Source organism: Ruegeria sp. HKCCA4633, from assembly GCF_013034605.1.
In the GTDB taxonomy this organism is placed as follows: Bacteria; Pseudomonadota; Alphaproteobacteria; order Rhodobacterales; family Rhodobacteraceae; genus Ruegeria.
The window spans coordinates 1,274,766-1,287,167 of sequence record NZ_WQGJ01000001.1 but is presented as its reverse complement, the minus strand read 5'-3'; the positions used below and the strand labels follow the sequence as shown (position 1 = coordinate 1,287,167).

At 59.2% G+C, this 12,402-nt stretch carries 10 protein-coding genes and 1 tRNA gene; 8 read left to right on the top strand and 3 right to left on the bottom strand.

Going from position 1 to position 12,402, the window contains the following annotated elements:
• The first annotated feature begins 138 nt into the window (after positions 1-138).
• Positions 139-1,410, top strand: a complete 1,272-nt coding sequence (locus GOV85_RS06225) for an FAD-binding oxidoreductase (RefSeq protein ID WP_171175984.1) — start codon at positions 139-141, stop codon at positions 1,408-1,410.
• A 2-nt stretch (positions 1,411-1,412) separates the two neighbouring features.
• Here the strand turns inward: GOV85_RS06225 and GOV85_RS06220 are convergent, their stop codons facing one another.
• Complete coding sequence (locus GOV85_RS06220; protein ID WP_171175982.1) at positions 1,413-2,114, bottom strand: SDR family oxidoreductase; 702 nt, start codon at positions 2,112-2,114, stop codon at positions 1,413-1,415.
• A gap of 104 nt (positions 2,115-2,218) precedes the next feature.
• On the opposite strand from GOV85_RS06220, the gene GOV85_RS06215 reads away from it, so the two are divergent.
• A complete protein-coding gene (locus tag GOV85_RS06215; RefSeq protein ID WP_171175980.1) occupies positions 2,219-3,070 on the top strand; it encodes a LysR substrate-binding domain-containing protein in 852 nt (283 codons plus the stop codon).
• On the opposite strand, the gene GOV85_RS06210 is transcribed toward GOV85_RS06215, so the two are convergent.
• On the bottom strand, positions 3,061-3,963 hold the full coding sequence (locus GOV85_RS06210) for a LysR family transcriptional regulator (protein WP_171175978.1): 903 nt from the start codon (positions 3,961-3,963) through the stop codon (positions 3,061-3,063). The genes GOV85_RS06215 and GOV85_RS06210 overlap by 10 nt on opposite strands.
• 75 nt (positions 3,964-4,038) lie before the next feature.
• Here GOV85_RS06210 and GOV85_RS06205 point away from each other — a divergent pair, with 75 nt between their 5' ends.
• The 5 genes from GOV85_RS06205 to GOV85_RS06185 all read left to right on the top strand — a co-directional run bounded on the left by GOV85_RS06205 (position 4,039) and on the right by GOV85_RS06185 (position 11,212).
• Positions 4,039-7,251 carry a reductive dehalogenase gene (locus GOV85_RS06205; RefSeq protein ID WP_171175976.1) on the top strand — a complete coding sequence of 1,071 codons (3,213 nt, stop codon included), beginning with the start codon at positions 4,039-4,041 and terminating at the stop codon, positions 7,249-7,251.
• A 125-nt stretch (positions 7,252-7,376) separates the two neighbouring features.
• Positions 7,377-8,243 carry a xanthine dehydrogenase family protein subunit M gene (locus GOV85_RS06200; protein WP_171175974.1) on the top strand — a complete coding sequence of 289 codons (867 nt, stop codon included), beginning with the start codon at positions 7,377-7,379 and terminating at the stop codon, positions 8,241-8,243.
• A complete protein-coding gene (locus tag GOV85_RS06195; protein WP_171175972.1) occupies positions 8,240-8,719 on the top strand; it encodes a (2Fe-2S)-binding protein in 480 nt (159 codons plus the stop codon). The genes GOV85_RS06200 and GOV85_RS06195 overlap by 4 nt, the downstream gene beginning before the upstream one ends.
• Positions 8,719-10,974 carry a xanthine dehydrogenase family protein molybdopterin-binding subunit gene (locus tag GOV85_RS06190; RefSeq protein WP_171175970.1) on the top strand — a complete coding sequence of 752 codons (2,256 nt, stop codon included), beginning with the start codon at positions 8,719-8,721 and terminating at the stop codon, positions 10,972-10,974. The genes GOV85_RS06195 and GOV85_RS06190 overlap by 1 nt, the downstream gene beginning before the upstream one ends.
• Complete coding sequence (locus GOV85_RS06185; protein ID WP_171175968.1) at positions 10,967-11,212, top strand: MoaD/ThiS family protein; 246 nt, start codon at positions 10,967-10,969, stop codon at positions 11,210-11,212. Before GOV85_RS06190 ends, GOV85_RS06185 begins: the two co-directional genes overlap by 8 nt.
• On the opposite strand, the gene GOV85_RS06180 is transcribed toward GOV85_RS06185, so the two are convergent.
• Positions 11,209-11,913, bottom strand: a complete 705-nt coding sequence (locus GOV85_RS06180) for a DUF374 domain-containing protein (RefSeq protein ID WP_171175965.1) — start codon at positions 11,911-11,913, stop codon at positions 11,209-11,211. The genes GOV85_RS06185 and GOV85_RS06180 overlap by 4 nt on opposite strands.
• Before the next feature lie 142 nt (positions 11,914-12,055).
• Here GOV85_RS06180 and GOV85_RS06175 point away from each other — a divergent pair.
• Positions 12,056-12,131, top strand: a tRNA-Trp gene (locus tag GOV85_RS06175).
• Positions 12,132-12,402 lie beyond the last annotated feature (271 nt).

Genomic DNA, 12,402 nt, shown 5'->3' with positions numbered 1-12,402 from the left:
TTCTCCGGTTGGGCCTGCCAGGCCCGGGAAAAGCCCGCGACTGCGGGGTCTTTTTCGTCGCAGGCGCGCTTTGACGTGCCCGCTTGCCAAGGGGGGAAAACGATATGATGATCCGGGCCAAAGACTCAGAGGCCCGACGTGAACGATCCCGAAAATGCTCTGTGGCGCAGCACCTGTGCCGAGACTGTTTCAGCACCTCGCCTGACCGCTGATACTTCTGTTGATTTGGCGGTCATTGGCGGTGGATACACCGGATGTTCAGCGGCTTTGGAAGCCGCCCAGGCCGGTGCTTCGGTCTGTCTGCTTGAGGCGCAGGAGATCGGCTTTGGCGGATCGGGCCGTAATGTCGGTTTGGCCAATGCAGGGCTTTGGTTGCTGCCGGACGAAATCCGCGCGCATATCGGACAGGTGGCCGGAGATCGCCTGATCGATCTGCTGGCGCGGGCCCCGTCTGATGTGTTTGCATTGATCGAAAAACACAGCATCGCATGTGAGCCTGTGCGTAACGGAACCTTGCATTGCGCGCATTCCGCAGCTGGTTTGAAAAACCTGCAAACGCGCCACGCGCAGTTGAGCGCAGCAGGTGCACCGGTGGAATTGCTTTCGATGGATCAGGCGCGGGAAAGAACCGGTAGCGATGCCTTCCATGGGGCGTTGTTCGATCCTCGCGCCGGAACCATACAGCCGCTGGCTTATGTGGCCGGATTGGCGCGAGCGGCGGCGCAGACCGGGGCGCAGATACACGGGCAAAGCCCGGTGCAGACCATGCGCCATGAAAACGGCCAATGGGTGTTGACCACACCGGGCGGGGTGGTGCGAGCCAAGTCCGTCATTCAGGCGACCAACGCCTATCACCTTGGCTTGCCAGATACCGCGCCCGCCTATGTGCCGGTTTATTATTTTCAATACGCGACCGCTCCGCTATCGCATAACTTGCGCGCCAGCATTCTGCCGCAAGAAGAAGGGTGCTGGGATACCGGTTTGATCATGACGTCGTTTCGCCTGGATCAGGCGGGGCGCATGATTATTGGCGGCATGGGCGACCTTGGCAATGCAGGTCAGAGCGCACACACCGCCTGGGTCCGGCGTAAACTGGCAGAGCTTTACCCGCAATTGGCCGACCAGCCGTTTGAGCAGGGTTGGCACGGGCGGATCGCCATGACCTCGGACCATATCCCGAAGATCACGCAGATCGGTCCGAACGCTTTGGCCGCCCACGGGTATTCCGGTCGCGGCATCGGACCCGGCACGGTGTTTGGTCGCATGATGGCCGAGAGCCTTCTTGCCGAAGACCCGTCACGTTTACCTGTGCCCGCCGTGCCTGAGCATCGCGAAAGCTGGACACGCGTGCGCCGCGCCTTTTTTGAATCCGGCGCAGCGTTGACACATCTGATAAAGGCACGGTTCTGAGGTCAGACAGACCGGGTGATGCCGCCATCCACCCGGATATTCTGCCCGGTGATGTAGCCGCCCCCTTCGGATGCCAGCAGGGCCACGACCGAAGCGATCTCGTCGTAGCTGCGTCCATAGCGACCAATTGGAATGCGACTGCGGAACTCCTCTTTCTCGGGCAGGCTGTCAATGAAGCCCGGAAGAACGTTGTTCATGCGGATGTTCTCATAGGCATATTTGTCCGAGAACAGCTTGGTGAAAGCGGCCAGACCAGCCCGGAACACACCAGATGTCGGAAATACCGGATCAGGTTCGAATGCGGCAAAGGTCGAGATATTGATGATCGACCCACCACCTTGCGCCTGCATGATCGGCGTCACCAGTCGCGTCGGACGGACCGCGTTCAGGAAATAGACATCCATGCCTGTGTGCCAATCGTTGTCCGTCAGCTCAAGGATCGGCGCGCGGGGGCCGTGACCTGCAGAATTGACCAGAACGTCGATGCGACCCCAATGGGCCATCGCCGCATCGACAAGCTTTTGCAAATCTTCAGTGGACTGGTTCGAGCCGGTCACACCGACGCCGCCCAACTCATGCGCCAGGGTTTCGCCTTTGCCCGAGGCGGACAGAATTCCCACCTTGTATCCGTCTGCAGCCAGTCTGCGTGCGGAATCCGCACCCATGCCGCTACCGCCGGCTGTGATAAGAGCTACTTTTTCCATCTGAAATCTCCTTTTTTCATTTGATTCCAAGATGGCGATCAAGGCCCGGTTTGACCAATCAGTTATGCTGGCTCTATGCTGTAGAAAATCTACAGGATCATGCCATGGCCGCCCTTCCCCCTCTGAACGCCTTGCGGGCTTTTGAAGCTTCTGCGCGGCATCTGAACTTTCGACTGGCCGCCGAAGAACTGGGCGTGACGCAAGGCGCCGTTGCGCAGCAGGTACGGGGGCTCGAGGCGCGATTGGGCGAGGTTCTGTTCGACCGTCTGCCACGTGGCTTGCGGTTGACGGAAGCCGGGCGCCGGTTTCATTCACCTTTACGCCGGGCTTTCAGGTTGATCGAAGAAGCCGTTGAAGATTTGTCTCCTGACCGCCGGGTCACATTGTCCGTCACGCCCAGCTTTGCATCAAAATGGCTGGTACCGCGATTGTCGGGGTTCACAGACCTGCATCCGGATATCTCGGTTCAAGTGGATGCACGCGAGCGCCTGGCAGATTTCAAATCGGATGGCGTGGATCTGGCGGTCAGGCAGGGCAGGGCGCCGTTTGGATCTGACCTGGTTGCCGAGCCATTGTTCTCAACCGAATTCGTCCCAGTGTGTAGCCCCGCCATTGCCGGACAAGTCACCCATCCCTCTGACCTGCTGGGCCAAGTGCTGCTCAATGACACCCATGGGCTGTGGCCCTTGTTTCTTGAGAGGGTGGGCGTAAACGGCAAGCCCCGAATGATGAGTTTCAGCCAGACCAGTCTTGCGATTGATGCCGCGCTCTCAGGGCAGGGGGTCGCGCTGGCCAATGCGCCGCTGGTCGCGCCCGAGGTTGCCTCGGGCCGTCTTGTCCGGCCGCTTGAGGATGTTTTGATCGAAGATCTTGGATTTTACATCGTCGCGCCGCGCCAGCCGCGCCAGCCGCAACTGGTTGAGATCATGCGCAGCTGGCTGTTGTCTCAGGTCTGAAGCGTGGTTGCGATTGCCTCGATCCGGGCACGCAACCAGCGGTGGGCAGGGTCATTTGCGGATCGCTGATGCCAGACCATGTAGATGGACACAGGCGGGCACTCGAAAGGCAGCGGGGCACAATCCAGAGTGGCGAGTGGCCCCTGTTTCATCAGCGCAGTATCGGTCGAGATCAGATTGCTGCCCCGCACAAACGCGGGGATTGCATTGAAATGCGGCAAGGTCACAACAGAGGGTCTGATCTGGCTTTGATCCACGCCACGCATGACCGCACGGGCGCTTCGGCCATCAGCAAAGCGCACCTCGACATGATCGCTGTTGCAATAGGCTTGCCAGGTGTCCGGCGGATTGCGTTGCGCGGCGTCGTAGAACACCATCAGAGGGCTGTTAATCAGCCGTTTCTGAAAGATGTCCGGCCCGTCGGGTGGAAGCGGAGTAAGCATCAACTGGCATCGGTCACTGCGCAGCAAGTCAGGTTCTGGTACTCCTGAGGGAATAAATTCCAATTGCAGACGCGCACCCTCGGCTCGGAATTCGCGCAGCAACCGTGGAAAGATCAACTCGCGCGGCATGTCATTGGTTGCGATGCGAATTTCCATCCGTTCAGACAACGGATCGAACGGCCGCTCGTCGGTCAGCGCGCGCATCCCGTCCAGCACGCTCTGCACCGGGTCTTTCAGGGACAAGGCACGCTCGGTTGGGGTCAGGCCCTGACCCGAACGGACAAACAGCGGATCACCCAACACCTGCCGCAGCTTGGCCAAGGTGTGGCTGATCGCGGATTGTGTGACGCCCAGTCGGTCCGCAGCTTTCGAGACCGAGCTTTCCTCGAGTATGGTCAGAAATGTGCGCAGGACTTTGCCGTCGAGGTCAGTGAAATCGATTTTGCTCATATCATTTATGATTAAGCATGAATGGTTTTGCTGTCCATGGCGGGTTAGGGGACGGGCAGCAACAGGAGGCGCATAATGGGAATCCGCTTTTTCTCGGATAAGAACCGGCCCGTTCATATGGGCCGCTATCCGCTGGAGCGTTTGGCCCGACAGGATGATATGCCAGACCTGTCGCTTGTGCCTTCGATGGCTGAACTGAGCTTTCATCGACCGGAACATCCCGACAGCATCGTCAACGCGATGGGCGAGTTTCAGGCGATGATGGACGCCATCCGCGACGGGTTGGTAAACCCGGTTGCGTCAGAGATACCTTCAGACCCGCAGGAACGTGCCGACCATCTGAAAGCGTTTGGGTATTTCAACGATGCGTCAATGATGGGCTGCGGGCCTTTGCCGTCGGCTGCTTTGCTGGCGCAGCCGCGCCGCAACCCGGATATCGACCGGCTTGCCCATGCATTGCGCACGCGACAAACCAAGACATTGGCTTCGGGCATCGACGTCATCATGGCCGATCTGAAAGACAGTATGGAAGCTGCGCCCGGGCCGATTGACAGCCACAAGCATAGCATCGTGTTTCTGTACGAACACAACCGAAACCCGGATCCGTCCGAACCCGGCGCAGACTGGATCACAGATGCGCAGGATCATCGCGCCTGTCTGCTGGCCACCGAGAATGCCGTGGTCATCGCCAACTATATCCGTCTGCTGGGTTTTGACGCGCGCGCGCATAGCGTGATGTCCTCTGAGGTTGATTTGGGCAAGTTGGCCGTGGCCGCCGGGCTGGTCACAGTCGAATACGGTGAATTGATTGCGCCGTGGCTGGGCACGCGATTTGGTCTGGCTGCCGTCACGACTGAGATGCCGATTGCCCATGACCGACCGCTCCGACCCATGGCGCAACAGCCGTGGTTCCGGACGCAAGGGCCAGCATGGTGGTTGGGAACGGGCTTTGCCAAGAATGCCCTGAACCGTGATCCGTATTCCAAACGACGGTACGTGGACGGGGCGCATCCATTCGAGAAACTCAAACGGGTCGAGACACCAACCACGTATATCGACGAAGAAAACGTCGCCCGCGTTCCCAAACGCGCTGACATGTTTGCCCGTGCGCAATTCGGGGATATGGGCAAATCGCTGCAGGATGCGGCAAAGGGCGGTTACTATGTCCGCAAGGCCGCGCCCAGCTTTGCCCAACGGCGTGCCTTGGGGGCCTTCGTGCTGTTGCAGGATGGCGAAAGCGCTGAGGCTATAAAACCAACTGACGCCCAAAGGAATGCGGCAAATGTAAAAGCGGCGACCTATTTCCTCGGAGTCGATGCGGTGGGCCTTAGCCGCTGCCCAGAATGGGCGTGGTATTCTCATGATGCGACGGGTGAAGAAATCGTACCGCCCCATGATCAGGCGATCAGCATGATCATCGATCAGGGCTATGAAACGATGGAAGGCGCCAGCGGTGACGACTGGATCAGCGTTGCCCAATCCATGCGCGCCTATCTGCGCTTTTCGCTGCTGGGCGGCGTGATTGCGCAACAAATCCGCAACCTCGGCTACAAGGCCAAGGCGCATACGGTGATGGATGGTGAGGTGCTGCAACCGCCGCTTCTGTTGCTGTCCGGTCTGGGTGAGGTCAGTCGGATCGGAGAAGTGATCCTGAACCCATATCTGGGCCCTCGTTTGAAATCCGGGGCTGTGACCACCGATATGCCGATGGAGCATGACAAGCCGGTTGACTTCGGCTTGCAGAGCTTTTGCGAGTCTTGCAACAAATGCGCGCGCGAATGTCCGTCGGGTGCGATCACGGCCGGGCCGAAGCTGATGTTCAACGGCTATGAAATCTGGAAATCCGACAGCCAGAAATGTGCGACCTATCGTGTGACAACACCGGGAGGGGCGATGTGTGGGCGGTGCATGAAAACCTGCCCGTGGAACCTTGAAGGCATCTTCAAGGAACGGCCGTTCCGCTGGGCCGCGATGAACATCCCCTCTGCCGCGCCTGCATTGGCCAAGCTGGACGATGCGGTCGGCAATGGCGGTCTGAACGACATCAAGAAATGGTGGTGGGATATCGAGCTGCAGCCGGACGGTTCCTATCGCCCCACAACGCACCCGTTGAACCGGCGTGACCTGCAAACGGATCTGGACCTGAAATACGAAGATCAGACGCTGGCTGTCTATCCCGCTTATCTGGCCCCGCACCCGTGGCCCTATCCCTTTGCCATGGATCGAGAGGCCGGGATTGCGGCCTATGAGGCCATGGTGACAACCGATGAATACAAGTCGCGCAAGGCCAGCGGGGATATGTCGGTCATCCACCGCTATCAGATCAGCGGTGATGCACCGGTGATGCGGGTTGCCGTGACCAAGGTCGATAAGATGACTGCTGATGTAACGAAGTATGAATTCTCAACGCTGGACGGTGCGCCCCTGCCGGGATGGACAGCGGGCGCACATCTGGACGTATTGGTCGCACCGGAATATCTGCGGCAATATTCGATGTCCGGCGATCCGTCAGACAGGTCGACCTATCAGATCGGCGTGCTGCGCGAGGATGAGGGGCGCGGTGGTTCGGCGTTGCTGCACCGTATCTTCTCTGAGGGGCGCAAGGTTTTCATTTCAAAACCCATTAACCATTTCGAACTGGACGAAACAGCAACCAAGAGTTTCCTGATGGGTGGCGGTATCGGCATCACCCCGATGATCGCCTTTGCCCATCGTCTACACGCGCTAGGACACGACTTCGAGTTGCACTATTCAGCCAGCACCCGGAGCGGGGCAGGGTACCTAGAGGATCTGGCCGCGATGCCGTGGGCAGACCAAGTGCACTACCATTTCTCAGATGAAGGTACCCGCGCCGATTTGGATGCGGTCCTGTCTGGGTACAAGGAGGGTTGGCATGTCTACACCTGCGGGCCAGATCGCTACATGGATGGGGTAATGCAAGCGGCAGAACAGCAAGGCTTCCCCGAAGAGGCCCGGCATCTAGAATACTTTTCGGTTCCCGAACAACCCGAATATGAGAACCATCCGTTTGAGCTCAGACTGGCACGATCCGGGAAGACGCTGACCGTACCAGCAGACAAGGATGCGGCGCAGGTTTTGAACGAGGCGGGTTTTCATGTGGATGTGAAATGCGCAGACGGCATCTGCGGCGTCTGTAAATGCGATGTTATCTCGGGTGAGGTCGAACACCGAGATTTCGTTTTATCAAAGAAACAGCGCGAAGGGGCCATGATCCTGTGCCAAAGCCGCGCAGCAGAAGCCGATGGGGTGATCGAAATCGATCTGTGAACCCTAACCTTACGTGACATTTGGAGCGCTAATTTTAGTCGCTCGGCCCATAGACGCCGGGCGAGGGGTGAATTAACGTCGCCCGGAACCCAGATATCCCTGATCAACAGGTACGAGGTAGCTTCATGGATTATCACAGCCCCGCCAGCTTTGCCGAAGCCTCGGCTCTGGCCGCGAATGCGACGGGTATCACTCGGTTTCTGGCGGGTGGCACCGATGTTTTGGTGCAGTTGCGCTCGGAACTGGTGACACCCGATACGCTGATCGACATCAAGAAAATCAACGGTGTACACGACATCACCCGCAATGCCGATGGCAGTTGGACGCTGGGTGTGGCCACTACAGGCGCCGAGATGAGCGAGCATCCTGATCTGGGCAAGGACTGGCCTGGTGTGGTCGAGGCGATGGACCTGATCGGATCCACCCAGGTGCAGGGGCGTGCAACTTTGACCGGCAACTTGTGCAACGGGTCTCCGGCGGCTGATTCCGTGCCAGCGATGGTTGCAGCGGGTGTAACTGTCACGGTCACTGGTCCGGATGGCACCCGTGAGATTGCAGTCGAGGATATCCCAACCGGCCCCGGCAAGATCTCACTGGCGAAGGGTGAAGTTGTTTCCGCCGTCAACATTCCCGCGCGCGGTGAGAATGCAGGCGACGCATATCTGCGGTTTATCCCGCGTACGGAAATGGACATTGCCGTGGTTGGTGTAGGTGTCAGCTTGCGTCTGGACGGGGATACCATCACCGAGGCTCGGGTGTCGCTGGGGGCGATCGCTCCCACGGTTCTGCTGGTCGAGGATTGCGCGAAAGCCCTTGTCGGCAGCAAGCTGGACGATGCCGCGCTGGATGCGCTGGCCGCTGCGGCCTCGGCCGCTTGCAACCCAATCGATGACAAACGCGGCACCATGGCATTCCGCACCGAGGTCGCTGGCGTTCTGGCCAAGCGCGCTGCGAAAATTGCCTATGCCCGTGCAAAGGGAGAAAACGCATGAGCAAGCTCCACGTATCCACCACCGTGAACGGGGACGCCGTTGAATACCTCTGCGACCCGCGCGAAACCTTGCTGGATTGTCTGCGCGACAAGCTGAACCTGACCGGCGCGAAAGAGGGCTGCGGTACCGGGGATTGCGGTGCGTGTTCCGTCACCGTTGATGGCCGTCTGGTCTGTTCCTGCCTGATGCTGGGCGTCGAGGCCGAGGGTAAGCAAATCGAAACCGTCGAAGGCATTGCAGAGGGCGACGTTCTGCATCCGCTGCAAAAGAAGATGATCGAATACGCTGCTTTGCAGTGTGGTATCTGTACTCCGGGTATTCTGGTGGCGGCCAAGTCGCTGCTGGAGAAAAACCCGAACCCCACCGAAGAGGAAACCCGGTACTGGCTGGCAGGCAATCTCTGCCGCTGCACCGGGTACGACAAGATCATTCGCGCCGTGATGGATACGGCGGCTGAGATGCGGGAGGCGTCGTAATGGCTCTGGACGATCGGAAATCAGACTTCACATTTGTGGGCACCCGCCCCAATCGTCCTGACGGTCTGGACAAGGTGACAGGCCGCGCCAAATTCGGCGCGGATATTTCGGCACCCGGAATGTTGCACGGTGCTGTTCTGCGCTCTCCTCACGCCCATGCACGGATTGTGAAGATCGATGCGTCAAGGGCCGAGGCGCATAATGATGTCAAAGCCGTTGTAACCCGAGCGGATTTTGCCGACGTGCCGTTCAAGCCGGGGCTGGAAGGCGAGTTCTGGAATGTTCTGGAAAACGTCATGGCGGGTGAGAAAGCTCTGTATGACGGTCACGCGGTGGCGGCCGTGGCGGCGACGTCTGCGCTGGCGGCCCGTGATGCGCTTAAGTTGATCGAGGTCGAATACGAAGTGCTGCCCCATGTCACCGACGTGGACAAGGCAATGGCTTCGGACGCACCTATCATCCGCGAAGGCGCGGCAGACTATTCCGTACCCGAAGGGATGCACCCCAACGTGGTCCGCTACCATGAAAGCGGTCACGGCGATGTCGAGGCCGGATTTGCCGAAGCCGATCTGGTGATCGAAGACAGCTTTGTGACCGAGGCGACCCACCAGGGTTATATCGAACCGCACGCCTGTCTGGGCATGCTGGGCAATGACGGTAAAGGCGAGCTGTGGTGCACAACGCAAGGCCACTGGATTGCGCAGAAAACCTGTGCAGCTTTGCTGGGCATCGAAACCTCGCAATTGCGGGTGACTGCGTCCGAGATCGGCGGCGGGTTCGGCGGTAAGACCACCGTTTTCATCGAGCCTGTTGCGCTGGCGCTGAGCCGCAAAGCCAATCGTCCGGTCAAGATCGTCATGACGCGTTCAGAAGTATTCCGTGCAACCGGCCCAACCTCTTCTGCATCGATGGATGTAAAGATCGGGATGAAGACGGACGGTACAATTTCGGCAGCACAAGGCGTGTTCCGCCTGCAAGGTGGGGCGTTCCCCGGCGCACCGGGCGACATGACCGCTATGTGTGCCTTTGCGCCCTACAATCTGACCAACGTTAAGCAAATTGGCTATGACGTGATGTCGAACCGGCCCAAGCAGGCGGCCTACAGGGCACCGGGCGCGCCGATGGGGGCGTTTGCGGTTGAATCGGTCATCGATGAGCTGTGCAACAAGCTGGGTCTCGACCCCGTCGACGTGCGCCTGAAAAACGCCGCCCATGAGGGTACCAAGGCCAGCTATGGCCCGACCTATGAACGCATCGGTCTGGTCGAAACGCTTGAGGCTGCCAAGGCGCATCCGCATTACGCAGCACCGCTGAAACCGGGGCAGGGGCGGGGGATTTCCTGCGGGTTCTGGTTCAACCATGGTGGTGAGACCAGCGTATCTTTGGCCTTGTCCGAAGATGGCTCGGCCCAGCTGATGGTCGGAACGCCTGACATTGGCGGGTCGCGCGCGTCGATGGCGCTGATGGCGGCCGAGGTTCTGGGCATTGCCTATGAGAACATCCGTGTCACCGTCGCCGACACCGCGACACTGGGTTACAACGACGTGAGCCACGGCTCGCGCGTGACCTATGCCTCGGGTCTGGCCACGATCAAAGCCGCAAAACATGCGGTCGAGAAACTATGCGAACGCGCGGCGGCCAAGTGGGGCATCCCGGTTGATGCGGTGAAATGGGAAGACGGATGCGCGGTGCCTTCGGGCCCCAATGCAGGCGATTTCGATCCGATGCCGCTGGCCGACATCACTGCGGATATGGGTTCAACCGGCGGCCCGATCTCGGGCCACTTTGAAGCCACCCCGGAAGGTGCGGGCGTGTCTTTTGGCACTCATATTGTCGATGCCGAAGTCGATCCTGAAACCGGCAAGACCTCGATCACCCGTTACACGGTCATTCAGGACGCCGGTAAAGCGATCCACCCGACCTATGTTGAGGGTCAATTCCAGGGTGGAGCCGCACAAGGCATCGGTTGGGCTCTGAACGAGGAGTACATCTATGGCGAGGACGGGCGCTTGCAGAACTCGATCTTCCTCGACTATCGCATTCCCGTTGCCAGCGACCTGCCGATGATTGACACGGTGATTGTCGAAGTACCCAACCCCGGCCACCCGTTTGGGGTTCGTGGTGTCGGCGAAACGGGCATTGTCCCGCCGCTGGCGGCCATCGCCAATGCGGTGTCCAACGCCGCTGGCGTTCGGATGAAGCAACTGCCAATGTCCCCGCCGCGCATTCTGGCCGCGCTAAAGGACAATGGTTGAGGTCCACCTTTGGTCTAGCCTCCGGTCATTGACCGGGGGCCAACAGGTGGTGGAGGTCGAGGCCAAAACCACCGGCGAACTTTTACGTGCGTTGGTTCAGGCCCACCCGCAATTGCAAGCCCCCATCGATGCGGGGGTCTCTATCGCGATTGACGGGCGCGTCATTGCCACCGGGCTCACTGAACCAATCCCTGAGGGCAGCGAAGTCTATCTGATGCAACGCCTCAGGGGCGGTTAGGCATCAGGCGACCAAGGCTCGCGCCCGACCATCCGGTCGGCTTCGGCTGTGATGTCGTTCATGTGCTGCTCAAGGCTCAGGCGCAGGGCCTCAAACTCTTCTTCGCTGGCTTTGCGAGGCACCGTTTCGGTCCATTCGCGGCACAAAAACACTCCTTCATTGCGCCAGGGGCGTGGCATCAGCAAGCGGTCCCATGTACCGGCCTCGCGCCCGTGTTTCGCAGAAAAGGTGATGCCAAATACCCGTTTGCCCGATGTACGCGCCCAGACCAGAGGCACAGTTGAAAGCACCCGTTCTGGTCCGCGTGGCCCATCCGCAGCAATGCCGATGGAAATGCCCTGCTTCATCTTACCAAGCACTTCACGCGACAGGGCCACGTGTCGCTTGTGGCTGGACATGGCGATTGTGTCCATGCCGAACTGTTCCTGCACCCGGCCCACCATGCTGCCGGCGCGGGCTGCGGACGTGATCGAACAGATCCTGCCCTTGTCCAGCGGAAAGAAATACGGGGACTGCGCCAGCCGCTGGTGCCACAGCACAACGATGACCGGCTCTCCCTGTTCAGCCAGTTGGTCCAGTTCTTCATACCCGATGCGTTGCCAGCGCGTGTTGCGGTTGACCCATCGAATATAGCTGGCGATCCGACGTGCCACCCAGTTCAGCACAACTTCGCTGTCTGCGATCTTCTTGCGGAGGTTCACTCGGGCTTCCTTTAGTTGACCGGACCTTGTCTTAGCGCACTGCACATTTTGCGCAACTTGTTTGTCGGATAAGATAGTGGAGCGGAATTTGAAAAAGCCTCTTGAGTCCGCTGCGCGGCTGGCATATCTGGGTGCTCACCACAGGGGTATAGCTCAGTTGGTAGAGCGACGGTCTCCAAAACCGTAGGTCGCGGGTTCGAACCCTGCTGCCCCTGCCATTAAAAACCACAGCAAGAACTTGGTTTGGTAATGTGCAGAGCACGCCCAATGGTTCGCACGTTTTTTAGGTGTAAACACTGCTGACAACCTGAAGCGCGCCGGGACGCGTCTTGCGATGTGGTTCAAGTCATTCTGAATTTTCAGGAAGAGAGATTGGCTTCGGTTTCTGTGCCCAAATTTGCCGATAATCCTGAAACAGTTCGGAATTCTTTGGGTGAAGAGTTGCCAAGGAGCAAGCGGCCCAAGTGGCGATGCCGTATTCGGCGTCGC

What these genes read in the sequence shown, in the direction of transcription:
- GOV85_RS06220 (WP_171175982.1), bottom strand. Translation starts at nt 2,114, where the DNA reads ATGGAAAAAGTAGCTCTTATCACAGCCGGCGGTAGCGGCATGGGTGCG.
- GOV85_RS06215 (WP_171175980.1), top strand. Translation starts at nt 2,219, where the DNA reads ATGGCCGCCCTTCCCCCTCTGAACGCCTTGCGGGCTTTTGAAGCTTCT.
- GOV85_RS06210 (WP_171175978.1), bottom strand. Translation starts at nt 3,963, where the DNA reads ATGAGCAAAATCGATTTCACTGACCTCGACGGCAAAGTCCTGCGCACA.
- GOV85_RS06205 (WP_171175976.1), top strand. Translation starts at nt 4,039, where the DNA reads ATGGGAATCCGCTTTTTCTCGGATAAGAACCGGCCCGTTCATATGGGC.
- GOV85_RS06200 (WP_171175974.1), top strand. Translation starts at nt 7,377, where the DNA reads ATGGATTATCACAGCCCCGCCAGCTTTGCCGAAGCCTCGGCTCTGGCC.
- GOV85_RS06195 (WP_171175972.1), top strand. Translation starts at nt 8,240, where the DNA reads ATGAGCAAGCTCCACGTATCCACCACCGTGAACGGGGACGCCGTTGAA.
- GOV85_RS06190 (WP_171175970.1), top strand. Translation starts at nt 8,719, where the DNA reads ATGGCTCTGGACGATCGGAAATCAGACTTCACATTTGTGGGCACCCGC.
- GOV85_RS06185 (WP_171175968.1), top strand. Translation starts at nt 10,967, where the DNA reads ATGGTTGAGGTCCACCTTTGGTCTAGCCTCCGGTCATTGACCGGGGGC.